The sequence below is a fragment of the Ensifer sp. VA4 genome (genome assembly GCF_055710065.1).
This window is the reverse complement of the sequence record NZ_JBVQPO010000009.1, coordinates 82,906-104,921: the sequence shown is the minus strand read 5'-3', so window position 1 is coordinate 104,921 and position 22,016 is coordinate 82,906. Positions and strand designations below refer to the sequence as shown.

General features: G+C 62.2%; 21 protein-coding genes. 18 read left to right on the top strand and 3 right to left on the bottom strand.

The window, feature by feature from the left end:
• The first annotated feature begins 160 nt into the window (after nt 1-160).
• Nucleotides 161-610, top strand: coding sequence for an acyl-CoA thioesterase (locus AC0C6X_RS17045; RefSeq protein WP_472954200.1), 450 nt, complete (start codon nt 161-163; stop codon nt 608-610).
• On the opposite strand, the gene AC0C6X_RS17040 is transcribed toward AC0C6X_RS17045, so the two are convergent.
• Nucleotides 598-1,557 carry a LysR family transcriptional regulator gene (locus AC0C6X_RS17040; protein WP_472954198.1) on the bottom strand — a complete coding sequence of 320 codons (960 nt, stop codon included), beginning with the start codon at nt 1,555-1,557 and terminating at the stop codon, nt 598-600. The two genes, AC0C6X_RS17045 and AC0C6X_RS17040, sit on opposite strands and share 13 nt — an antisense overlap.
• A 142-nt stretch (nt 1,558-1,699) precedes the next feature.
• On the opposite strand from AC0C6X_RS17040, the gene AC0C6X_RS17035 reads away from it, so the two are divergent.
• From AC0C6X_RS17035 to AC0C6X_RS16995, 9 genes are all read left to right on the top strand, one after another.
• Complete coding sequence (locus tag AC0C6X_RS17035) at nt 1,700-2,482, top strand: ABC transporter substrate-binding protein (RefSeq protein ID WP_173518273.1); 783 nt, start codon at nt 1,700-1,702, stop codon at nt 2,480-2,482.
• Nucleotides 2,483-2,560: 78 nt separating this feature from the next.
• A complete protein-coding gene (locus AC0C6X_RS17030) occupies nt 2,561-3,208 on the top strand; it encodes an amino acid ABC transporter permease (RefSeq protein WP_472954195.1) in 648 nt (215 codons plus the stop codon).
• Between the two features lie 13 nt (nt 3,209-3,221).
• Nucleotides 3,222-3,881, top strand: coding sequence for an amino acid ABC transporter permease (locus AC0C6X_RS17025; RefSeq protein WP_247960422.1), 660 nt, complete (start codon nt 3,222-3,224; stop codon nt 3,879-3,881).
• The gene (locus tag AC0C6X_RS17020) at nt 3,878-4,642 is read left to right on the top strand and encodes an amino acid ABC transporter ATP-binding protein (protein ID WP_282439071.1); all 765 of its coding nucleotides are present in this window, start codon (nt 3,878-3,880) and stop codon (nt 4,640-4,642) included. Before AC0C6X_RS17025 ends, AC0C6X_RS17020 begins: the two co-directional genes overlap by 4 nt.
• A gap of 8 nt (nt 4,643-4,650) precedes the next feature.
• Entirely contained in the window at nt 4,651-6,288 is a 1,638-nt protein-coding gene (locus tag AC0C6X_RS17015; RefSeq protein ID WP_472954192.1) for a N,N-dimethylformamidase beta subunit family domain-containing protein, read from the top strand.
• A gap of 12 nt (nt 6,289-6,300) precedes the next feature.
• A complete protein-coding gene (locus AC0C6X_RS17010) occupies nt 6,301-7,668 on the top strand; it encodes an aminotransferase family protein (RefSeq protein WP_472954190.1) in 1,368 nt (455 codons plus the stop codon).
• 10 nt (nt 7,669-7,678) lie between these two features.
• Nucleotides 7,679-8,623 carry a 3,5-dioxohexanoate:acetyl-CoA acetone transferase gene (gene kce, locus AC0C6X_RS17005; RefSeq protein ID WP_472954187.1) on the top strand — a complete coding sequence of 315 codons (945 nt, stop codon included), beginning with the start codon at nt 7,679-7,681 and terminating at the stop codon, nt 8,621-8,623.
• Between the two features lie 63 nt (nt 8,624-8,686).
• Nucleotides 8,687-9,193 carry a GNAT family N-acetyltransferase gene (locus AC0C6X_RS17000; protein WP_246304460.1) on the top strand — a complete coding sequence of 169 codons (507 nt, stop codon included), beginning with the start codon at nt 8,687-8,689 and terminating at the stop codon, nt 9,191-9,193.
• Nucleotides 9,194-9,209: 16 nt separating this feature from the next.
• Complete coding sequence (locus tag AC0C6X_RS16995; RefSeq protein WP_472954185.1) at nt 9,210-10,241, top strand: histone deacetylase family protein; 1,032 nt, start codon at nt 9,210-9,212, stop codon at nt 10,239-10,241.
• Between the two features lie 153 nt (nt 10,242-10,394).
• Here AC0C6X_RS16995 and AC0C6X_RS16990 read toward each other — a convergent pair whose 3' ends face one another.
• Nucleotides 10,395-10,922 carry a c-type cytochrome gene (locus tag AC0C6X_RS16990; RefSeq protein WP_173518280.1) on the bottom strand — a complete coding sequence of 176 codons (528 nt, stop codon included), beginning with the start codon at nt 10,920-10,922 and terminating at the stop codon, nt 10,395-10,397.
• A gap of 788 nt (nt 10,923-11,710) precedes the next feature.
• Between AC0C6X_RS16990 and AC0C6X_RS16985 the strand changes: the two genes are divergently transcribed.
• The 8 genes from AC0C6X_RS16985 (at nt 11,711) to AC0C6X_RS16950 (ending at nt 20,819) form a co-directional block, all read left to right on the top strand.
• Nucleotides 11,711-13,273, top strand: coding sequence for an ABC transporter substrate-binding protein (locus tag AC0C6X_RS16985; protein WP_472954182.1), 1,563 nt, complete (start codon nt 11,711-11,713; stop codon nt 13,271-13,273).
• A 58-nt stretch (nt 13,274-13,331) separates the two neighbouring features.
• Nucleotides 13,332-14,303: an ABC transporter permease gene (locus AC0C6X_RS16980; RefSeq protein ID WP_472954181.1), complete on the top strand. Its 972-nt coding sequence runs from the start codon at nt 13,332-13,334 to the stop codon at nt 14,301-14,303.
• Nucleotides 14,304-14,313: 10 nt separating this feature from the next.
• The gene (locus AC0C6X_RS16975) at nt 14,314-15,264 is read left to right on the top strand and encodes an ABC transporter permease (protein WP_173518283.1); all 951 of its coding nucleotides are present in this window, start codon (nt 14,314-14,316) and stop codon (nt 15,262-15,264) included.
• A 3-nt stretch (nt 15,265-15,267) separates the two neighbouring features.
• Entirely contained in the window at nt 15,268-16,461 is a 1,194-nt protein-coding gene (locus AC0C6X_RS16970) for an amidohydrolase family protein (protein WP_173518284.1), read from the top strand.
• Nucleotides 16,458-17,942 (top strand): amidohydrolase family protein, encoded by a 1,485-nt coding sequence (locus tag AC0C6X_RS16965; RefSeq protein WP_173518285.1) that lies wholly within the window; start codon nt 16,458-16,460, stop codon nt 17,940-17,942. Before AC0C6X_RS16970 ends, AC0C6X_RS16965 begins: the two co-directional genes overlap by 4 nt.
• Entirely contained in the window at nt 17,939-18,925 is a 987-nt protein-coding gene (locus tag AC0C6X_RS16960; RefSeq protein WP_173518286.1) for an ABC transporter ATP-binding protein, read from the top strand. The genes AC0C6X_RS16965 and AC0C6X_RS16960 overlap by 4 nt, the downstream gene beginning before the upstream one ends.
• The gene (locus tag AC0C6X_RS16955) at nt 18,922-19,902 is read left to right on the top strand and encodes an ABC transporter ATP-binding protein (protein WP_246304461.1); all 981 of its coding nucleotides are present in this window, start codon (nt 18,922-18,924) and stop codon (nt 19,900-19,902) included. Before AC0C6X_RS16960 ends, AC0C6X_RS16955 begins: the two co-directional genes overlap by 4 nt.
• 266 nt (nt 19,903-20,168) lie before the next feature.
• Nucleotides 20,169-20,819 (top strand): YceH family protein, encoded by a 651-nt coding sequence (locus AC0C6X_RS16950; RefSeq protein ID WP_173518288.1) that lies wholly within the window; start codon nt 20,169-20,171, stop codon nt 20,817-20,819.
• 204 nt (nt 20,820-21,023) lie between these two features.
• Here the strand turns inward: AC0C6X_RS16950 and AC0C6X_RS16945 are convergent, their stop codons facing one another.
• Entirely contained in the window at nt 21,024-21,923 is a 900-nt protein-coding gene (locus AC0C6X_RS16945; protein ID WP_472954176.1) for a LysR substrate-binding domain-containing protein, read from the bottom strand.
• Nucleotides 21,924-22,016 lie beyond the last annotated feature (93 nt).

Genomic DNA, 22,016 nt, shown 5'->3' with positions numbered 1-22,016 from the left:
GCCTAGCTGCAGTCCAAAGCGAGCGTGCTTACCCACGGATTTCTCGCCTTTTGTCGAACTGGAGCGGACGCGAACGCTGTGTCCGACCGCCATGGACAGAGGCATTGGCCATCCGCTATGTGTCGCAACCGGTCACAACTCGACGATTGAGGCGCGCCCCATGTCTTTGCAGGATTTGACAACCTATGTCGGCGTTGCCCACCCTTGGATGTGCGACACGATGGGGCACATGAATGTGCGCCACTATGCGGCGATGTTCGACGACGCGAGTTTCCAGCTTCTTGGCCATATCGCCGGCGCCGAAACCGAAACGGATCGGGGCAGGGGGTGGGCGGATGTGCGCTCCGAGGTGGAATACAAGCACGAAACGAAGGCTGGCGCGCTGATCACCATCCGCTCGCGCGTCATCAAGCTCGGCCGCTCGTCGGTCACTTTCGAGCAGATCATGTCCGGCACGCTCGACGGCGTGGTGCATGCGGTCAACAGGACGACGACCGTACGCTTCGATCTTCGGGCGCGCGCGGCGATTGCGCTCGAGCCGGACGCGCGGGAGCGGGCCGAAGCGCTATTGTCGACTGAGCCGGCGCGGCTTCGCGATCAATCGGCGTAGACGCGTTCTTCAACCGGCGTTTCGGCAATCAGCGTCTGCAAGCCGCCGATCAAGGCCTTCTCGGCCCGGTTGATCGCTTTTTCAGGGTTCGTCAGCATGAAAATATCGATCGCCGGAGGATTGTCGTAGGGCGGCAGGCGCCAGAGAAGCCCGTCTGTTACATCGCGGCGGGCGACATGCAGCGGCAGCGAGCCGACGCCGAGACCGGCAAGAGTCATCCGTCGAACCTCCTCGAGGCTGGATGAGACGCCAACGACATTGGCGTTGAGCTTGGCTTCGCTGCGAAGCAGCGCCACGGGCCGGAGCGCATCGGCGATATGGTCGGTTTGGAAGGAAACCGACGTCTCGCCCTTGAGGTCGGCAAGCTTCAATCCCTCCCGGCCGAAAAGCCTGTGGTGCGGACCGCAGAAGAAGCCGAAAAACTCCCTGAAGACCAAGAGATAATCGAGCGCAGGATCCCGGACGCTGACGAGGCAAAGACCGAAGGAAGCACGCTTCTCTCGGACCTGGCGCGTGACCTCGCCGCTCGGCCCGACGTTGATCGTCAGCGTCGCACGCGGATAGCTGCGGTGGAACTCTATCAGCGCCCGGTCGAAGATCGGAGAGACCACATGGCTCGCAACGGCAATCGTGACGTGGCCGGTGACGTCGTCACTGACGCCGCGCACGAGTTGCGGCAGTTGCGAGATCGTGCCGAAGACCTCGACGCTCTGTTCGTAGAGCAACTGTCCCACTTCGGTGAGCTCAAAGCGCGTCGCATCCCGCTCGACCAGACGTCGCCCGACGCGGTCTTCAAGCCGCCGAAGTGCGTTGCTCACACTCGGCTGCTTGAGGTTCAGCCGCTCGGCCGCACGTGTGATGCTTTTGACCTCGGCGATCACCACGAAGGTGCGCAAAAGGTTCCAGTCGAGCTCCCAGACGAGCCGATCCAACCGCGGTGAAGTCATTCTTCAAGTCTATGCCTTCTATTTCCATTATCTATTTGCGCAATGCTGAAGCAGAAGCAATCATGAAATTCGGAAGGCGCCTCCGTGCCGGGCCCCAAGCGCACCAGAAGGCGCATTCACCCAGAGGAACAAGGAACAATTTATGAAGAGCCTATTCTCCGGCCTGCTGGCCGCGACGCTGACCATCGCTGCAACTTTCTCCGCCGTCTCGGCGAAGGCCGACGACCTCGAGAACGTCAAGGCGGCCGGCGAACTGAAGATCGCCATGTCGGGCCAGTACCCGCCGTTCAATTTCGTCAATGAAGAAAACCAGGTCGTCGGTTTCGACGCTTCAATCGGCCAGGCAATTGCCGAGCGTGTCGGCGTCAAGGGCACGCTGGTCACGACCGCCTGGGACGGCATCATCGCCGGCCTGCTCGCCAACAAATACGATACGATCGTCGGCTCGATGACGATCACCCCGGAGCGGGAGAAGGTCGTCGATTTCGTCGGTCCATATTACCATGCCGGTCGCGCCGTCTTCGTCAGCGAGGCATCCAGTGTTCAAAAGCTCGACGAACTCAAGGGCAAGACGCTTGGCGTGACGCTCGGGGAAACGCATGAGAAGTGGGCACGCGAGCAGGGCGGCTGGGATGTGCGCACCTATAAGGGCCTGCCGGAGCTGCTGATGGAATTGAAGAGCGGTCGTGTCGATGCGATCGTCGTCGACAACATTCCGGTCATGGTCGCCGTCAAGGAAACCGGCGAAAAGGTCCGTCGCCTGGAAACGCCTGACATCGAAGGCGGTAGCGTCGCGATCGGCATTGCCATCCGCAAGAACAATCCGGAGCTGAAGGCGGCGATGCAGAAGGCGCTCGAGGACATGCTGGCAGACGGTTCCTACGAGAAGATCGCCATGGAATGGGTCGGCAGCGATATCCGCTGATCCCCTGAGCTTCCCGTCTCTCCGGCCGCAGCATGAGCCGCGGCCGGAGCTCATGAATTCGCCTTCCGGAGTTTTCCCATGGACGTTTCGCTGGTTGAGCGCGTCTTCCCGTTTTTCGTGGAAGCGGCGTGGATCACGATCGAGATCTCGGTACTTGCGCTTGCGCTCGGGCTGGTGGTGGCGTTCCTGATCGCCGCCGCCAAGATGTCGCGCTCGTTGATGCTGCGCGCCTTCGGTACCGCCTATGTCAGCCTGTTTCGCGGCACGCCGTGCCTCATCCAGCTCTTCGTGCTTTACTTCGGCGGTCCGCAGATCGGCATCAATCTGGAGCCATTTGCTGCCGGCGTCATTGGCCTTGGTCTCAACATCGGCGCCTACATGGCGGAATCGATCCGCGGCGCGGTGCTCTCGGTCGATCGCGGTCAGACGGAGGCAGCACGCTCGATCGGCTTCAGCCGGTTCCAGACCATGCGCAAGGTGGTCTTGCCGCAAGCTGCGCGCCTGATGATCCGGCCGCTCGGCGTCAATGCGGTAGCCCTCGTCAAGGGATCAGCACTCGTCTCGACGATTTCAGTGGTCGAGCTCACCTATACCGCGCAGCGCTACATCGGTTCGACTTACAAGCCGTTCGAGATCTTCGGCGTTGCCGCGGTGCTCTACATGCTCATCGTCTATGTCGTCGCGCGGATCGTCGATCTCATCGACCGACGCTACGCCATAGCTTGAGGGGGAGACGCGCATGCAAGGTCTCGATTTCAGCGTCGTTCCACCCTATGCCGACATCCTCTGGCTGGGCGTCTGGTGGACGGTCGTCCTGACCATCTCCGCCGCCCTGATCAGCTTCGTCTTCGGCATCGTTTTCGCCCTCGTCGTGCTCTATGCGTCGAAGAGCGTGGCGCTGCCGGTGCGGGCGTTCATGTGGCTGTTCATGGGCACGCCGCTGCTCCTGCAGCTTTTCCTGATCTATTACGGGCTCGGACAGCTGGGCTTCAAGATCCCGGCGCTGATCGCCGGCATCATCGGCCTCGGCCTGCATTTTGCCGTCTACAATGCCGACATCCTTCGCGCCGGTATCGTGGCCGTCGATGCCGGACAGACGGAGGGCGCCCGCAGCCTTGGCTTCAGCCGCATGCAGACGCTGCGCTACTTCATCGTGCCGCAGGCGATCCGCAACACCATTCCGGCCATGGGCAACAACCTGATCGTGCTCCTGAAGGAATCCTCGCTCGTTTCGATCATCGGCATTGCCGAACTCGTCCATGCCGCACAGCTCGCGATCAGCGAGACCTTCAGGCCGTTCGAATTCTACATCACGGTCGCAGCTCTCTATTACATCCTCAATCTCGTCCTCGAAGCGGGTCTGCGCCAGGTCGAAAAGAACGTGGAGGTTTCACGATGACCGCACAGAGACCCATGGTCGAAGTCAAGGGTGCCCGCAAGAATTACGGCGCCCTGGAAGTCCTGAAGGGCATCGATCTCTCCGTGGCGCGCGGCCAGATCGTTGCGATTATCGGCCCGAGCGGTTCGGGCAAGAGCACGCTTTTGAGGTCGATCAACCATCTGGAGACGCTGAATGGTGGCGAAGTCTGGCTTGATGGCGTTCAGGTCAACCAGGACCTGAGAGGTCAGGCCTTCGAAAGGCACATCAATGCGGTGCGCCAACAGATGGGTATGGTGTTCCAGCACTTCAACCTGTTCCCACACCTGACCGTCCTGCAGAACATTACCATGGGGCCGATCATTCTGAAGGGCATGGCAAAGGCGGCGGCGCGTGAACTCGCCATCGAACTCCTGTCGAAGGTGGGCCTTGCCGACAAGGTCGATGCCTTTCCGTCCCGGCTTTCCGGCGGACAAAAGCAACGCGTCGCGATCGCCCGGGCGCTTGCGATGCAGCCGAAGGTGATGCTCTTCGACGAGGCGACTTCGGCCCTCGACCCGGAACTGGTCGACGAAGTGAACGCGGTCATGAAGCAACTCGCGGCCGAGCATATGACCATGCTGATTGTCACCCATGAGATGCGGTTTGCCGGTGAGGTCGCCGACCGTGTCCTGTTCATGGATGGCGGTGTCGTCGTCGAGCAAGGCGCGCCTGGCGAGATCTTCCGCCAACCGACGCAGGAGCGCACCCGGGCCTTCCTCAAGAAGTACCTGGCGGCGTGATGGGGGTGATGATGGAAGAAAACAACCGATACCCCGATTTCGGCCTGACGCCGGAACAGCGCCGCGAGGCGGTGCTAGGTCACTATTACGAATATCCGGGCATGGACGGGGAGCGCGGCGAGATCTGGTGCTACACCGACGCCTATGCCTATCCGCCAGGCGCCACCGTGCGGCTGCAGGTCAGTTCGACGGCTCCCCGCTTCTCGCTTGAAATCGTTCGCGACGGTGCAACCGAGCAAAGCGTCATGAAGCATGACGGCCTTGCCGCGCGCTGGCAGGAAACGCCTGACCAGTGCTCGGTCATCGGCTGCGGCTGGGAGTCGAGCTTCGAGTTCAAGGTTGAAGAGAACTGGCCGTCCGGCGCCTACCGCGTCACGCTGAGAGCGGAGGGCAGGGACGGCACGCCGATCTATTGTCATCACCTCTTCATCGTGCGGCCGATCGCTGGCCGAAAGCCGGGCCGCGTGCTGCAGATCGCCGCTACCGGCTCCTGGACCTCTTACAATACCTGGGGTGGATCCAACCACTACCAGGGCATCACGGGTCCCAACCGCGACCAGTATGCGACGACGGTCAGCATCGAGCGCCCCTTCTGCCGTGGCTTCGTCGTGCTGCCGGCCGACGCGCCGCGCGTGCCGCTTGAAATCTACGCGCCAATGGCCGTCGCTCCACGTTACCCGCATATGGATTGGGCCTATGCCAACGGCTATTCCAAGAAGTATGCCTCCTCCGGCTGGGCGAGTTACGACAGTCATTTCTTCCGCTGGGCGGAACGTCAGGGCTATGCCGTCGATCTCGCCAGCCAGCATGACCTGCATTTCAACCCTGAGATCCTCGACGGCTATGACTGCGTCGTCTTCGTCGGCCATGACGAATACTGGACCTGGGAAATGCGCGATGCGGTCGACACCTATGTCGAGCGCGGCGGCAGGGCGGCCCGTTTTGCCGGCAACTTCATGTGGCAGACGCGCCTCGAAGACGGCGGCAAGCGCCAGGTTTGCTACAAGTACCGGTCACGGGCCGAAGACCCCGCCTATCGCTCAGCTGATCCGACGCGGACCAGCGGCTCCTGGGAGGCCGCCGAGATCGGTCGGCCGGGCGCGGCGACCTTTGGACTCAACGCCACCCGCGGGCTCTACGTCGGCTGGGGCGGTTGCGCCCCGCGCGGCGCACGGGGCTTTCCGGTCTATCGGCCCGAGCATTGGGCTTTTGCCGGAACAGGTATCTACTACGGCGATATCCTCGGCGCGGAAGGCCATGCCTTCGGCTATGAGGTCGATGGTCTCGACTACATCATCCGCGGCGGACTACCGGAGCCTGCCGAAAACAGTGGCGCGCCGGAAGGTCTCGAAATCCTCGCGCTCGGCATGTCGTCGTTGAAGGAAGAAAGCGCCGACATTCCCGCCGACGACCAGTTCCTCTCAGATGCCGACGCGAAATTCGTCGCCGAGACGCTGACCGGCGACAATGGCCCGGCGGCCGTCGAACGCGTCAAGCGCGGCGCAGGCATGATCGTCAATTTCCCGCGCGGCAAGGGCGAGGTCTTCCACGCCGGAAGCTGCGAATGGGTGGCGGCACTCAAACGCGGCGACGCGATGGTCGAGCGCGTCACCGCCAATGTTCTCAATCACTACCTCAACCGCTGACAGAGACTTGCCATGCTCAAGACGACAGCTTCCAACGAACGACTCGCCTCTCACCTCTTCTACCAGTCGCGCCTGCGCCGTCCGCTGGTTGACCGCGCTGAAGGCATCTATCTCTGGGATCAGGACGGACGCCGTGTGATCGACGGTTCGAGCGGCGCCATGGTGGTCAATATCGGCCATGGCAACCGCAACGTGCTCGATGCGATGAAGCGCCAGATGGATCGGGTGACTTTCGCTTACCGGCTGCATTTCGAAAACGAGCCTGCGGAGGACTTGGCCCGCCGCGCCGCCGAAAAGCTGCCTGATGGCATGGACAAGATCTTCTTCGTTTCAGGCGGCTCGGAAGCCGTCGAATCCTGCCTCAAGCTCGCGCGGCAATGGGCTGTCGCCACCGGCCAGAAGGATCGCTGGAAGGTGATTTCGCGCTTTCCCTCCTATCATGGCGGCACGCTTGGAGCCTTGGCCGTCACCGGTTATGCCGCACTCTCTGCCCCCTTCTCGCCGATGATGCGCGAGATGCCGAAGGTGCCGGCGCCAACCGCTTATCTTGACCGGGACAACCTGACGATGGAGCAGCGCGGCATCAAATATGCCGACATGCTGGAGGAGAAGATCCAGGCGGAAGGCCCGGAAACGGTGCTGGCCTTCATCATGGAGCCGATCGGCGGCGCCTCGACCGGAGCTCTGGTGGCGCCGGACAGCTACTACCCGCGCATTCGCGAAATCTGCGACAAGTACGGCATCCTGCTGATCCATGACGAGGTGATGAGTGGTGCGGGCCGCACCGGAAAGTTCCTCGGTGGCGACCACTGGAATTGCCGCCCGGATCTGATCGCGCTCTCAAAGGGCTTCGCTTCCGGCTATTGCCCGCTCGGCGCCATGGCGGCACCGTCACGGATCGTCCAGCCGGTTCTCGATGCCGGCGGTTTCCAACATGGCTTCACCTATGCCGGCAATCCACTTGCCTGTGCCGCCGGTCTTGCCGTTCTCGACGAGATTGATCGGCTTGGTCTGATAGACAACGCCGCGCTCATGGGCGAGGCCCTGAAGGCTGAACTCGTGGCGCTCTCCACCCGCTTCCCTTTCATCGGCGACGTGCGCGGCAAGGGGTTGCTGCTGGCAGCCGAGTTCGTTTCCGACCGCGAAACGATGAGACCGTTGCCAAAGGAACTGAACGCACACCAGCGCATGGTCGATCTCGCCTATGAACGCGGCCTGATCATCTATTCCAGGCGCACGCGCGGCGGCGTCGAAGGTGACCATTTCCTCGTCTGCCCACCGATGATCATCACCCGCGAGCAGGTCGGCGAGATCGTCGCCACCCTCGGTGACGTTCTCGAAGTGCTTGCCGAAGAACTCAACCTTCCCGTCAACCGCTGAGGGCTTGACCATGACGAAAGCCAAGACATCGCGCAAAGTGATCATCACCTGCGCGGTGACGGGATCGGTGCATACGCCGACCATGTCGCCTTACCTGCCGATTACGCCCGACCAGATCGCCTTTGAAGCGGTTGCAGCGGCCGAGGCCGGCGCTTCCATCCTGCATCTACACGCGCGTAACCCGACGGACGGCCGTCCGTCCGCCGATCCGGCGCTGTTCATGCGATTCCTGCCGCGCATCAAGCAGTCGACCGATGCGGTCGTGAACATCTCGACCGGCGGCTCGTCGCTGATGGCGCTGGAAGATCGACTTGCCGCATCCCTTCGCGCCGAACCGGAAATGTGCTCGCTGAATATGGGTTCGATGAATTTCGCGCTCTTTCCGGCGCTCGACAAACCGACGGAATGGAAGCACGAATGGGAACCGGAGCTTCTGGAAGCAACGCGCGGTTCGATCTTCAAGAACACCTTTGCCGATATGGAGTTTATCCTGACGCGGCTCGGCCAAGGCTGCGGCACGCGCTTCGAGTTCGAATGTTATGACGTCGGCCATCTCTATTCGCTGGCGCATTTCCGCGATCGCGGCCTGGTGTCGGGCCATCTCTTCATCCAGTTCGTCTTCGGTGTCCTCGGTGGCATCGGCGCCGACCCGGAAAACCTGACGCATATGAAGCGCATCGCCGACAAGCTCTTCGGCGACGACTACAGCTTCTCGGTGCTGGCTGCCGGCCGCCACCAGATGCCGATGATCACAATGGCTGCTGCCATGGGCGGCAATGTGCGCGTCGGGTTGGAAGACAGTCTCTATAACGGCCGCGGGACGCTTGCGACCAGCAATGCCGAACAGGTTCACCGCATCCGCACGGTGCTGGACGCGTTGTCGCTGGAGGTTGCCACACCAGCCGAGGCACGCGATCTTCTCGGCCTAAAGGGCGGAGACAAGGTCGCGTTCTAATGGCGCAGCCCGCCGCCAAAGCGCAGGCCGCCATGGTCATGGGAACAAAAGGAAGAATAGGTGATGACAATAGGAGCCGATGCCTTGGATGTGGCGATCCGCCCCGGGCGGCCGGAGGATGCCGATGCAATGCACCGGGCAATCCTTGAAATGGGGCGCGGACTTGGCATGGAGGCCAAGATCACGAGTAGTGTCGAGGTTTTTCGCCGATGCGGCTTCGGGCCCGAGGCCGCCTTCGGCAGTTTCGTCGCGGAAGCGCGCGGGGAATTGGTCGGGCTTTGCCTCTTTTTCCCGATCTTTTCCACCTGGCGCGGCCGGCCCGGCGTTTTCGTCCAGGACCTCTATGTCGATGGACGCCTGCGCGGGCAGGGCATCGGCGAGCGGCTGCTGCGCGAGGCGGCAAGCTGGTCGAAGGCGCGGGGAGGCGACTACCTGCGACTGGCGGTCGATGCCGAGAACTTCGCCGCTCAACGCTTCTACGAACGGCTCGGCATCACCTGGCAGAAAGCCGACCATGAACACGCCGCCTATGGTGACGCCTTTCTGGCGCTCGCCGATGGACTGAATTGATGAGGACGGAACGAGTATGAAAGCCTTCTATGCAGAGGAACAGAAGCGCCACGACCCGAAGGCCTTTCTGTCGAGCGGCGCGCCGAAGCCGAATCCCGAACAGCCGGAGCGCGTCGAGCGGTTGGTCGCCGGGACGAAGGCAGCAGGCTGCGAAATTCAGCGGCCACAGGATCACGGGCTTGGCCCGATTGCCGCCGTGCACACACCCGAATATCTCGATTTTCTCGAGCATATCTATCAACGCTGGCAACGCATCGCGGAAGCTTCAGACGAGGTCATACCAAACATCCATCCGTTGGCGCGCGATGGTCGGTATCCGGCTTCGGCCGTCGGGCAGGCAGGCTATCACATGGCCGACACCGCGTGCCCGATATCCGGCGAGACATGGGATAGCGTGCGCTGGAGCGCCTGGAGTGCGGTCGACGCGGCAGACGCAGTCATGGCGGGGGACCGTGCGGCTTATGCGCTGTGCCGGCCGCCGGGGCACCACGCCTTCGCCGACGTCGCCGGCGGCTTCTGTTTCGTCAACAATTCGGCCGTTGCCGCACAGCGTTTTCTGACGAATGCCTCACGGGTCGTAATCCTCGACGTCGACCTGCACCACGGCAACGGCACACAAGGCATCTTCTACCAGCGCGCCGACGTGCTGACCATTTCGATCCACGCGGACCCAGTCCGTTTCTACCCGTTCTTCTGGGGTCATGCGGATGAACGCGGCGAAGGGCCTGGGCTGGGCTACAACCTGAACCTGCCGCTTGAACGCAAATCCGGCGATGCTGAATTCCTGGCCGGCCTCGATGTCGCATTCCGCCGCATTCGCGCCTATGCACCCGATGCGCTGGTCGTAGCGCTCGGCCTCGATGCGTTCGAGGGAGACCCTTTTGGTGGCCTGTCCGTATCTACTCCGGGCTTTGCCCGGATTGGCGAAGCGATCGCAGGGCTCGGGATTCCGACGGCGATCGTGCAGGAGGGTGGCTACCTCTGCGACGCGTTGTCCGACAACTTGACGGCGTTCCTTACGGGATTTGGTTCGGCGGCTGCGCGCTGACCTACTGCGTCGATGGCTATTACTACGTGGTCGGGCGAGGTCGCTCGCGTTCGTGGATAGCGCGCAGCCGGCCCGGTAACGCCGCGCAAAGACTTCATCGCCCTGACCCAAGCGCCGGCAATTCGCGCCACCGATGAAGGGGCGAACAGCCGGCTAGTTTGGCGCGCTGGCTGCGGTTTCACCCGGCGGCAAGATCCGGAACATAAAAGTCGACACCTTGTCTCCCGGCTTGAACGGTCCGGGGACCTGGTTCGTCACAGGCTTCAGGCTTTGAAGGAACGCTGCAATTGATGTCACGTCTTCTTCAGTGAGCTGCGCGAACGCATGCCACGGCATGATTGGCGCCAGGATGCGACCGTCCGGCCTCTGCCCGCTCTGAAGGGCAGTCACGATCTGTTCCCTAGTCCAGCCGCCAATGCCGGTCTCCTTATCCGGCGTAATGTTGCGGCCGACAAAAACGCCCTGTCCCGGGATTTCAAATCCGACATCCGATCCACCGAGAAATCGCGAAGTGTCCGGCTTTCCGAAGAAGTATCCCGGTGTATGGCAGTCGCTGCAGCCGCCAATCGTGACGAGATATTCGCCGCGCGCAGTGTCAATATCGTCGGCAGCTGCTGCCGTGCTCGCCGGGAGCCCCAAGGCACAGGCTAAAAATGCGAGCCGAACGCTCAGTCGAAACATCTTGCCCTCCGCGATACAGCCGCTTGCAACCAAAAAATATGAATAACACGAAGAACTTGTTCTATGTATTAGCCACTTTGAATTAGCGAATATGGGAACGCGGGCTCGTTAGGCCGCAGTGGCAAAGGCCCTGCGGTCCAAATGGCGCGAGGCGCAGGAAATTGAACGACGCATCGAAGGTGCGACAACGGCGCCCTTTAGCGGGGTTTGTGCAGTGCTGCTGCCGGAAAGTCTGAAGAAATTTGTGTGCGTGTCCTACTGGCGCCCGACGATCCGACCTCGAGGACCATTCAACACCACCTACGCCGCCCCGTTCAAGAAACGCCTTGACGACGTGCGGGCCTAGGGGGCGATCCCGAGGACGACGATGATCCGAAAGAAACTCCCGCTTCATATCACCGGCAACGAGAGCACGGCGTCGTCGAGAGAATTTCTGCCTGCATAAATCCTTGCGACAAGTGGCGCGCCACTCTCGCTGACGGATGGCCTCGGACGAAAGGCTCAGGTTCTGTTCGGCCCAGGCGTCCAATATCGGCGCAACTTTGTGATGTGCTACGTCTCGCCCACAGGTTGCTGAAGAGTTCGGCTATCTGCTCTCATCTTTGGGGCGAGGAGATCGATGCTTCTGTCTCGTATGCGACATTGAACAATTATGCATACAGAATTGTCGACAAAAGAGTTGACATTGTCGCCAACAACTTCAAATCTAGAGCTGCCTGCTGGACGGAAGAACGCAGACGCTGTTGGCGCCCGAATATGGCGACAGACGAAAAAACAGAGGGAACGACATGAAACTGAGAAAGCATCTCCTTGCGGGGCTGGCATTTGCCTTTCTTGCAACCACCGCATCCGCCGAAACGCTGCGTTGGGGGAGCCCGCGGGATATCTACTCGCTCGACCCGTATTCTTACGGCAGTACCTCCAACCTGGCCTTCCTCAACCATGTTTACGAGGGCCTGACCCGCTATACGCCCGAGTTCAAGGTCGAGCCGGCGCTTGCCACCAGCTGGGAGATGGTCAAGGACAATGTCTGGCGTTTCCATCTGCGCAAGGGCGTGAAGTTCCAGAACGGCGCCGACTTCACCGCTGACGACGTCGTTGCCTCCATGGCTCGCGTCAGCCACCCGACCTCGCCGCTGCGCGGCAATATTCCGGCCTACGTCTCCACCACCAAGGTCGACGACTATACCGTCGACATCGAAGTGAACTCGCCGAACCCGCTGTTCCTCAACGACATGACCAACATCTTCATGTTCGACAAGGACTGGCTGGTCGACAACAAGTCCGAGCTGCCAACCGACGTCGGCGCCAAGGTTGAAGGCTACGCGACCCACAACACCAACGGCACCGGCCCGTTCAAGCTCGAGTCCCGCGTTCCCGACAGCAAGACGGTGCTCGTCAAGAACGACGGCTGGTGGGATACGCCGAAGCACAATCTCGACCGCATCGAGTTCATGCCGATCACTTCCGCCGCCACGCGCGTGGCGGCACTGCTCTCGGGCGAAATCGATCTCACTGACGGCGCGCCGGTACAGGATCTCGAGCGCCTGAAGAGCTCGCCGGACATCAAGGTCATCGAGCGCACCGATTTGCGCACCGTGCACATGGTCTTCAACCGTCACGAGACCTTCGCCGACGGTCGCGAGAACTTCTTCAACAACATCAAGGTGCGCCAGGCGATCGACCATGCAATCGACCGTCAACTCATCTTCAAGCGCGTGATGCGTGGCAAATCGCATGTCGCCGGCACCATGGTCGCCCCGGAAATCCCTGGCTACAGCGCAGAGCTCGACGTGCCGACGAGCTACGATCCGAAACTCTCCAAGAAGCTGCTTGAAGAGGCCGGCGCCGTCGGCAAGGAGTTCACGCTCGTCTGCATGAACGACGAAAGCGTCAACGAAGAAGACGTCTGCAGCGCACTGGTTTCGATGCTGTCGCGCATCGGCCTCAAGCCGACCCTCGACATCGGCCCGCGCGCGGTCCAGGCGCCGAAGCGCGCCGGCGGCAAATCCGACGCCTACATGATCGGCTGGGCCAACGAGCCGACGCTCGACGCCTATTCGATCCTGGTTCAGGTGCTTTCGACCCGCGAAGGTGCGGCCGGTGTCGCCAACTACGGCGGCTGGTCCTATCCGCAGCTCGACGCGATGGTGAAGAAGGCCGCGCTCGAGATGGATCATGACAGGCGCCTGGCAATCGAGACCGAAGCGCTGAAGTTCGCCAAGGACGAGGTCATCATGATCCCGCTGCATCAGCAGCCGATGGCCTGGGCGATGTCCAAGAACGTCACGGACGTGACCATTCGGGCCGACAACAAGCCGCGCCACTGGCTGACCCGTATCGGCGATTGAGTTTCCTTGCGCCGGCAGGGTTCGCTCTGCCGGGCCTTCTCATTCAGCGAGAAACCCAATGATTGTCTTTCTCATAAAGCGGCTGGCCAACGCCGTGCTGGTCATGCTCGCCGTCGCGCTGCTGGCCTTCCTGATCTTCCGCTTCGCCGGTGACCCGGTCGAACTGATGGCCAACGAGCAGATGTCGCAGGCCGACCGCATCGAGCTGCGCGAAAAGCTCGGGCTCAACGAATCGTTCCTGACCCAGTACGGCCGCTTCGTCGTCAACGCCGCGCGGGGCGACTTCGGCATCAGCTACCGCAACGGCCAGGACGTCATGACGCTCATTGCCGAGCGCTTCCCGGCGACCATGGAACTTGCACTGGTTGCGACCATCCTGTCGCTTTTGATCGGCATTCCACTTGGCGTCGTCACCGCCATCCATCGAGGACGATGGTATTCGGAGGGGCTGCAATTCGTCAGCATCATCGGCGTCTCGCTGCCGAGCTTCGTCGTCGGTATCCTGCTGATCCTCGTCTTTGCCGTAACCCTCGGCCTCGTGCCCGCCTTCGGTCGCGGTGATGTCGTGCAGCTCGGCTGGTGGAGCACCGGCCTGCTGACGGCCTCGGGCCGCGCATCGCTGCTTTTGCCGTCTCTCGCGCTCGCGCTCTACCAGATCACCCTGGTGATGCGCCTCGTTCGTGCCGAGATGATGGAGGTTCTGCGCTCCGACTTTGTCAAGTTCGCGCGTGCCCGTGGCGTGCCGCGCCGGCGCATCTATTTCCGCCACGCGCTGCGCAACTGTCTGATGCCTGTCGTCACCATGACGGCCATGAATTTCGGCTCGCTGATCGCCTTTGCGCTGATCACCGAAACCGTCTTCCAGTGGCCGGGAATGGGCATGCTCTTCATCCAGGCGGTCACCTTCCTCGATATGCCCGTGATGGCGGGTTATCTCTGCATCGTCTCGTTCATTTTCGTCACGCTCAACACCCTGGTCGACATCGCCTATGCGGTCATCGACCCGCGGCTGCGCGATGCCACCCGTTGAGGTCGCTGTCATGACAGATCACGTTCAGCCAACCACGCCGCCACGCCAGCCCTCCAGGCTTGCTCGCTGGCGCCAGAGCGATCTCTGGTGGTCCTTCACCCACAAGCCCTCGGCGATCGTCGGGGCGGTCATGCTCACCTTCCTGATCGTGACCGCTTTTTCGGCACCGCTAATTGCGCCGCAGAACCCCTTCGATCCGGCTCAGCTCGAACTCTGGAATTCCGAACTGCCGCCGATCTGGGAGGCCGATGGCCAGTGGCCCTACGTGCTCGGCACGGACACGCAAGGCCGCGACATGCTCTCGGCCATCCTCTACGGCTCACGCATTTCGATCCTGATCGGCGTCGCTTCGGTCATGCTGTCGCTCGCCGTTGGCCTCAGCCTCGGTCTCATTGCCGGCTATTTCGGCCGGTTTATCGACAACCTCTTGATGCGTATCGGCGATGTGCTCCTGTCGATCCCGACCATCCTGATCGCTATCCTCGTCAGCGCAGTCGCACGCCAGATGCTGCCGCCGGAACTGAGGGACGTCGGCGCCGCCGCAGTGCTGGTGCTGGCGATCACGCTCAGCGCCTGGGTGCAATATGCCCGTACCGTCCGCGCCCAGACAATCGTCGAGCGCGGCAAGGAATATGTCCAAGCCGCGCGTCTTTTAAAGACGCCGGCTCGGCGCATCATGTTGAAGCACATCCTGCCGAACACGTTGACGCCGATCATGGTCGCTGCGACCTTGAACTTCGGCATGGCGATCCTGACGGAGGCAACGCTTTCGTTCCTCGGTATCGGCATGCCGCCCAGCCAGCCGAGTCTTGGAACGCTGATCCGCCTTGGCAACCAGTTCCTGTTCTCGGGCGTATGGTGGGTCGTGCTTTTCCCGGTCATCCAGCTTTGCCTTCTCGTGGTCTCGGTCAACCTGCTCGGTGACTGGCTGCGCGATGCGCTCAATCCGAAATTGAGGTGAATGATGTCCAGTCTCCTGATCCGCAATGTCAGGCCCAATGCCGGCGAAGCGACCGACATTCTGGTGCGCGACGGCAAGATCGCGGCCATCGGCAAGGGGTTTTCTGCCGAAGGTGCTGCGACCGAAGACGGCAACGGCCATATCGTGATCTCCGGCCTCGTCGAGGCGCATACGCATCTCGACAAATCGGTCTGGGGCATGCCCTGGCATGTGAACGCCAAGTCCGCGACGCTGCGCGAACGCATCGACTTCGAGCGCGAGAAGCGGCTGGAAATCGGCATCGACCCGCACCGCCAGTCCATGCGCCAGGCGATCATGCTCGCGGCCAACGGTGCAAGCCACATCCGCAGCCATGTCGACATCGATACCACCCACGGCCTGCGCCTGATGGAAGGCATCATCGAGACCCGCAACGCGCTCGAAGGCGTAATCGATATCGAGATCGTTGCTTTCCCCCAGTCGGGGCTCGTCACGCGCCCGGGCACGGTCGAGCTCCTCGACCAGGCTCTGAGCAATGGCGCGGAAGTCCTTGGTGGCATTGACCCCTGTGGCATCGATCGCGATCCCAAAGGGCATCTCGACACGATCTTCGGCCTCGCTGACAAGCACGCAAAGCCGATCGACATCCACCTGCACGAACAGGGGGAGCTTGGTGCCTTCAGCATGGAGCTGATGTTCGAGCGCATCCGCGCGCTCGGCATGCAGGGCAAGGTCGCAATCAGCCATGCCTTTGCGCTCGGCGCGCCCGACTACCTGCGCGTGGCGGGTCTGATCGAACAGATCGCCGAACTTGACGTCCGCATCATCACTACAGGCTCGCCGTCTTCGACCGTGCCTTCGATCCTTCGGCTGAAGGACGCCGGCGTGAAGGTGGCAGCCGGCTGCGACGGCATCCGCGATACCTGGGGTCCATGGGGCCAGCCCGATATGATGGACCGCGCCCGCGTTCTCGGCATGAAGAACGGGCTCCGCCGTGATGTCGATCTCGAACATGCGCTGCATGTCTGCTCCAAGGGCGGCGCCGAGGTTATGGACATCAAGGGCTACGGCCTGGACGTCGGCTGTGACGCCGACTTCACCCTGCTCACCGGAGAGACGTTGGCGCATGCCGTTGTCGACGTGGCCCCGCGGCCGCTGGTCGTCAAGCGTGGTCGCGTCATCGCCCGTAATGGCATTGCGGAGGTAGCCATCCCATGAACAGCATCAAGGATTTGACACTCGGCCGTCGTCCGGACGGTCGCACGCTTCTGACGGCGCAATGGGTGCTCGGCCACCGCGACGGCTCACACCGGCTGATCCCGAAGGGCGAGGTCGTTATCGAAGGCGGTACGCTGCTCTACGTCGGACCACGTTTCGAAGGCGAGGTCGCTCGGCGGATCGATCTCGGCGCGGCCATGATCAGCCCCGGCCTGATCGACCTCGACGCGCTTTCCGATCTCGACACGACCGTTCTCTCGATCGATCACCAGCCGGGCTGGGCCAAGGGTCGCGTCTGGCCGCGTTCCTATATCGAGCGCGGGCCCTACGAGATGTACACGCCTGAGGAGCTCGCCTTCCAAAAGCGCTTCGCCTTTGCGCAACTCCTGTTGAATGGCATCACCACGGCAGCACCGATTGCGTCGCTCTTCTACCGCGAGTGGGGCGAGACCGTGGCGGAGTTCGCCGCTGCTTCGGATGCTGCCGGCGATCTCGGCTTGCGCGTCTATTTGAGCCCGGCCTATCGCGCCGGCGGCATGATGGTCACGGCCCCAGGGCAGCTCGAAGCGATCTTCAATGAAGAAAGAGGACTGAAAGGCCTCGACGATGCCATCGGCTTCATTCGCGATCACGAAGGTCGTCACGGTGGCCTGGTCAAGGGCCTGCTGGCTCCGGATCGGGTGGAAACCTGCACCGAAAAACTCCTGCTTCGCACGGCCGACGCGGCTCGTGACCTGGACTGCCCGATCCGTCTGCACGCGGCGCAGGGCACCATGGAGGTCGATACCGTTCGCCGCCTCCACGACAAGACCGCGCCGGAATGGCTGGCGAGCTTCGGCTTCCTCAGCGACCGGCTGATTGCGCCGCATGCGACCCAGGCGACGGACAACGATCTGCGTCTCTATGCCGAAAACGGCGTCAGCATCGTCCATTGTCCGCTGGTTTCAGCCCGCGGTGGCAGCACGCTGAATTCCTTCCGCTCGGTCAAGGCCCGCGGCATCAACATCGCCATGGGCACCGACACGACGCCGCCGGACATGCTGATGAACCTGCTGGTGGGCCTGATCACCTGCCGCGTCGTTGAAAACGACGCGACCGCGGTGCGCTGCGCCGATCTCTTCGATGCCGCCACGCTTGGCGGCGCCAAGGCGCTCGGCCGCTCGGATCTCGGTCGCCTGGAAGCGGGCGCTCGCGCCGACATCGCCGTCTTCGACCTCATGGACCACCACATGGCGCCGGCGGTCGACCCGATCACCACGCTGGTGGTCGGCGGTTCCGGGCGCGTCACCAAGGCGGTCTTCGTCGACGGCCGCCTGTCGATGCGCGATGGCGAAGTCGCAGGTTTCGACATGAACGAAGCCCGCGCGAAGGCACAGGTGCAATTCGATGGCCTGATCGCAAAATACCCCGAAAGAAGCTTTGGCCACCCGCCGGTTAGCGAGATCTTCCCGCCGAGCTACCCACTGGAGGGGCAGCGATGACCGAACATCTCTCATCGGCCGTGCTTGACGTTCGCGGCCTCTGCGTCGAATTCCCCGGGCGCCATGGAACAGTGTCGGCGCTGTCCGACGTGTCGCTCAGCATCCGCCCGGGCGAAATCCTCGGTGTCGTCGGCGAGTCCGGCGCCGGCAAGTCGATGACCGGGCTGGCGGTCCAGGGGCTGCTCGAGCCCCCGGGCCGGATTTCCGGGGGCGAGGTCTGGCTCGCTGGCCGTCGGATCGACCAGCTCGACGACAAGGAAATGCAGCAGGTGCGCGGCCGGCAGATCGGCGCGATCTTCCAGGATCCGCTAACCTCGCTTAACCCGCTGTTTACGATCGGTGCCCAACTGGTCGAGACCATTCGCCTGCACCTGAAGCTCTCCAAGGCCGATGCCAAGGCGCGCGCCATCCAGCTTCTGAAGGAAGTCGGCATTCCGGCGCCCGAGGCCCGCTACGACCACTATCCGCATCAATTTTCGGGCGGCATGCGCCAGCGTGTCGTCATTGCACTCGCGCTCGCCGCCGAGCCGAAACTGATCATCGCCGACGAGCCGACGACGGCGCTCGACGTATCGATCCAGGCACAGATTACGTCGCTGCTGCGCCGACTTTGCGACGATCATGGCACCGCAGTCATGTTGGTCACGCACGACATGGGCGTCATCGCAGAGACGGCCGATCGGGTCGCGGTCATGTATGCCGGGCGGCTGGTCGAGATCGGTCCGGTCGGCGACGTGCTGAAGAACGCCCGTCATCCCTATACCCGCGGTCTGATGGCCTCGATTCCGGCACTCGGCCGTCGCGTCGAGCGGCTGAACCAGATCGACGGTTCGATGCCGCGGCTGAACGCAATCCCGACCGGCTGCGCCTTCAACCCGCGCTGCCCCGAGGCGGGTCCGCGCTGCCGGAAGGATCGTCCCGAACCGGCGCCGGTCGGCTCAGGCGTCAGCGCATGCTGGCTCAATGCAGGAGGAGTTCTATGAGTGATGCCCTGACGGTCAACGACCTGACCTGCAACTTCGATGTGTCCGCGCCCTGGCTCAACCGCGTGATCGAGCGCAAGCAGAGGCAATTCGTGCGCGCGGTGGACGATATCAGCTTCACCGTGCCGATGGGGGGATGCCTCAGCCTCGTTGGCGAATCCGGCTGCGGCAAGTCGACGGTGGCAAGGCTCGTCACGGGCCTGTACCGGGCGAGCGAAGGTGAGGTGCGGTTTGCGCCCGGCAAGAACGGGCAGCCGCTTTCCGCGCAGATGATCTTCCAGGATCCCTATGCCAGCCTCAATCCACGCTGGAGGGTGCGCAACATCATTGCCGAGCCGCTTCGCGAGTTGAAGCTGCGCAACTCGGAAGACGAGATCATGGAGCGGGTCGGCGAGCTGCTGACGATCGTCGGCCTCGCCCCATCGGACGGCGCCAAGTTCCCGCACGAATTCTCCGGCGGACAGCGTCAGCGCATCTCGATCGCACGGGCGCTTGCCGGCGAGCCGGAGTTCCTCGTCTGCGACGAGCCGACCTCGGCGCTCGACGTCTCGGTCCAGGCCCAGATCCTGAACCTCATGCGCAAGCTGCAGGACGAGATGGGGCTGACCTATCTTTTCATCAGCCACGACATGAGCGTGGTGCGCCACATGTCCGACCGCATTGCGGTGATGTATCTCGGCCGCATCGTCGAGGAGGCGGACACGGAGACACTCTTCGCCAATCCGCGGCATCCCTATACGCAGCTGCTCTTGGAGACGATCCCGGATATCACGGACCCGAAGCGTGGGCGCAGCATCGCTGCCAGTGAGGTGCCGAGCCCGCTCAATCCGCCGACCGGCTGCGCGTTCCATCCGCGCTGCCCCTTCGCGGACCAGCGTTGCAAGAGCGAGCGCCCGGAAATGCGCAATTTTGCCGACGGGTCGCGTGCTGCTTGCCACCGCATCGAAGAGACGATGAAAGCCATCCACGCCGCTTGACGCAGCTTTCTTCCCTGAAGCCTTGGGCTCCGTGTCGTGCCAGTCGCGGAGCCTCTTTTTTGGCCGCAGTTGCGGCGAGCCCTTGCGGCATGTTTCGCATTGCTGTCGTCAGGTGCATGCAACAGTGCTAACCGGAATTCAACGAAATAGACCGATGAACCATTTTCGGGCCCCGACACTCACGTTAGGGTAGGGGCCGAAAGCCGGGCCGCACTACACTTGGCGGACGCGGCTGGGATCGATGCGTTGATTTGAAGAGTTGGCCCATGAACACGACCTCCGACACTGATTTCCCTGTCCTCAATGCCGTTGAAGCCCGCGTTCTCGGATGCCTGATCGAGAAGAAGGAAACGACGCCCGACGTCTATCCGCTGACGCTCAATTCGGCACATTCGGCGGCGAACCAGAAGACCGCACGCGATCCCGTCATGGCGCTCGAGCAGGTGGATGTCCACCGTGCGCTCGCATCATTGGTGCAGAAGGGATTGGTCCGGCAGGCGTTCGCGTCGAGGGTCGAGCGCTACGAGCACCTGGTGGCCAACCGTTTCTCGCTGACGTCGCCGCAGATCGTCGCGCTAGGCCTGCTGCTTCTTCGTGGTCCGCAGACGGCATACGAGCTCTGGGCGCGCAGCGAGCGCATGGCGCGGTTCGCATCGATCGAGGACCTGAAGGACAATCTCGACCTGATGATGGGCCGCCGGCCGCCCCTCATCGTTCAACTGAACCGGGGCGCCGGCCAGCGCGAGGACCGCTTCGCGCATCTGCTTTGCGGGGAAGTCGAGCAGCCAACATCCGAGAGGGTGGCAGTGTCACCGGCGTCGAGTGGTTCGGCGCTATCCGCCCTTGAAGAGCGACTGGAAGCGCTTGAGCGGAAGGTGGCGACGCTGCAGGAGCAGCTCGACGCCTTGGTGCGCTGAAAAGCTCGAGGTCTCCTTTGAAGAGGGTAGCCTGAGCTTCGTCGGCCAACATAGCCCGTTCAAAACGACGCCGCTGAAGGGGAAGGAATCTTCACGAGAGTCAGCTCCCAACTGACGACGAGAGCCGCTCGGTCTCGGCATTCCGCAAATCCCTGGTGCGCGGACGGTCTATGATTGCATGAGGATTCCGGTTTCCTGCGCCCCTCAGTCATTTCCCCATGCGCCCATCAGCATCTCAAGAAATCTCTCCGCTGCAGGCGACAAGGTGCCGCCGCGGCGGCGGACCACGCCGATCGTGCGCGATATCTCGGGATCGCCAATCGGGCGCGTGATCAGGAACGGATGGTCATCCTGCGGGGTCGCCATGCGCGGCAGGACCGAAATTCCGAGGCCGGCCTCCACCAAGCCGAGGGAGGTGGACAGATGGGTCACCTCGTAGAACCAACGTAGTTTGATATTCGATTTTGCCAGCGCGGCGTCAAGCAAGGTTCGGTTGCCGCTCGATCGATGAACTGTAATCAGATGGTAGGGCTCAAGCTCTGCCCAGCCGACCACGGGCTTGGCGGCGAGGGGGTGATCACTGCGCGCTGCAAGCACGAACGGGTCTTCCACAAGCCGGTCGAAAATCAAGTCCGGATCCGATGTGCCCATGATATTTATCCCGAACTCCACCTCACCGCGCGCCACGGCTTGGAGGCCGTCGGTCGCCGGCAGGTCGAGGATCCGAAAGCGAATGTTGGGATACTCCTCGTTGAACTGTCGGATGACGGTCGGCAAGAAGTAGAATGCTGCGGTCGGAAGGCATGCGATCGTTACCAATCCACCTCGATTGGTACCAACGTCCCGCACGGCGAACAAGGAACCGTCAAACTCTTCCAACATGCGCCGCACAAGCGGAATGAGTTCTGTTCCGAGCGCCGTCGACGACACATGCCTCGTCGTTCGCTCCAGGAGAGGCGCTCCAATCGCCTGCTCAAGCTTTTGAATACGGCGGCTCAGGGCGGGCTGCGACAGATGCAGCGCATCGGCAGCGCGATGAAAGCTCTCCAACTCGACGACGCTCAAGAACGCCCGCAGATCTAGGATTTCGCAATTAATGCTCATCTTGCATCAATTTCCCGATTCTTAGCATTTCACAAATCAACCGTAGTTTCGATAATTGGATCAAATAGGCCGATTGATACGGCGATGACATAA

What these genes read in the sequence shown, in the direction of transcription:
- AC0C6X_RS17045 (WP_472954200.1), top strand. Translation starts at nt 161, where the DNA reads ATGTCTTTGCAGGATTTGACAACCTATGTCGGCGTTGCCCACCCTTGG.
- AC0C6X_RS17040 (WP_472954198.1), bottom strand. Translation starts at nt 1,557, where the DNA reads ATGACTTCACCGCGGTTGGATCGGCTCGTCTGGGAGCTCGACTGGAAC.
- AC0C6X_RS17035 (WP_173518273.1), top strand. Translation starts at nt 1,700, where the DNA reads ATGAAGAGCCTATTCTCCGGCCTGCTGGCCGCGACGCTGACCATCGCT.
- AC0C6X_RS17030 (WP_472954195.1), top strand. Translation starts at nt 2,561, where the DNA reads ATGGACGTTTCGCTGGTTGAGCGCGTCTTCCCGTTTTTCGTGGAAGCG.
- AC0C6X_RS17025 (WP_247960422.1), top strand. Translation starts at nt 3,222, where the DNA reads ATGCAAGGTCTCGATTTCAGCGTCGTTCCACCCTATGCCGACATCCTC.
- AC0C6X_RS17020 (WP_282439071.1), top strand. Translation starts at nt 3,878, where the DNA reads ATGACCGCACAGAGACCCATGGTCGAAGTCAAGGGTGCCCGCAAGAAT.
- AC0C6X_RS17015 (WP_472954192.1), top strand. Translation starts at nt 4,651, where the DNA reads ATGATGGAAGAAAACAACCGATACCCCGATTTCGGCCTGACGCCGGAA.
- AC0C6X_RS17010 (WP_472954190.1), top strand. Translation starts at nt 6,301, where the DNA reads ATGCTCAAGACGACAGCTTCCAACGAACGACTCGCCTCTCACCTCTTC.
- kce (WP_472954187.1), top strand. Translation starts at nt 7,679, where the DNA reads ATGACGAAAGCCAAGACATCGCGCAAAGTGATCATCACCTGCGCGGTG.
- AC0C6X_RS17000 (WP_246304460.1), top strand. Translation starts at nt 8,687, where the DNA reads ATGACAATAGGAGCCGATGCCTTGGATGTGGCGATCCGCCCCGGGCGG.
- AC0C6X_RS16995 (WP_472954185.1), top strand. Translation starts at nt 9,210, where the DNA reads ATGAAAGCCTTCTATGCAGAGGAACAGAAGCGCCACGACCCGAAGGCC.
- AC0C6X_RS16990 (WP_173518280.1), bottom strand. Translation starts at nt 10,922, where the DNA reads ATGTTTCGACTGAGCGTTCGGCTCGCATTTTTAGCCTGTGCCTTGGGG.
- AC0C6X_RS16985 (WP_472954182.1), top strand. Translation starts at nt 11,711, where the DNA reads ATGAAACTGAGAAAGCATCTCCTTGCGGGGCTGGCATTTGCCTTTCTT.
- AC0C6X_RS16980 (WP_472954181.1), top strand. Translation starts at nt 13,332, where the DNA reads ATGATTGTCTTTCTCATAAAGCGGCTGGCCAACGCCGTGCTGGTCATG.
- AC0C6X_RS16975 (WP_173518283.1), top strand. Translation starts at nt 14,314, where the DNA reads ATGACAGATCACGTTCAGCCAACCACGCCGCCACGCCAGCCCTCCAGG.
- AC0C6X_RS16970 (WP_173518284.1), top strand. Translation starts at nt 15,268, where the DNA reads ATGTCCAGTCTCCTGATCCGCAATGTCAGGCCCAATGCCGGCGAAGCG.
- AC0C6X_RS16965 (WP_173518285.1), top strand. Translation starts at nt 16,458, where the DNA reads ATGAACAGCATCAAGGATTTGACACTCGGCCGTCGTCCGGACGGTCGC.
- AC0C6X_RS16960 (WP_173518286.1), top strand. Translation starts at nt 17,939, where the DNA reads ATGACCGAACATCTCTCATCGGCCGTGCTTGACGTTCGCGGCCTCTGC.
- AC0C6X_RS16955 (WP_246304461.1), top strand. Translation starts at nt 18,922, where the DNA reads ATGAGTGATGCCCTGACGGTCAACGACCTGACCTGCAACTTCGATGTG.
- AC0C6X_RS16950 (WP_173518288.1), top strand. Translation starts at nt 20,169, where the DNA reads ATGAACACGACCTCCGACACTGATTTCCCTGTCCTCAATGCCGTTGAA.
- AC0C6X_RS16945 (WP_472954176.1), bottom strand. Translation starts at nt 21,923, where the DNA reads ATGAGCATTAATTGCGAAATCCTAGATCTGCGGGCGTTCTTGAGCGTC.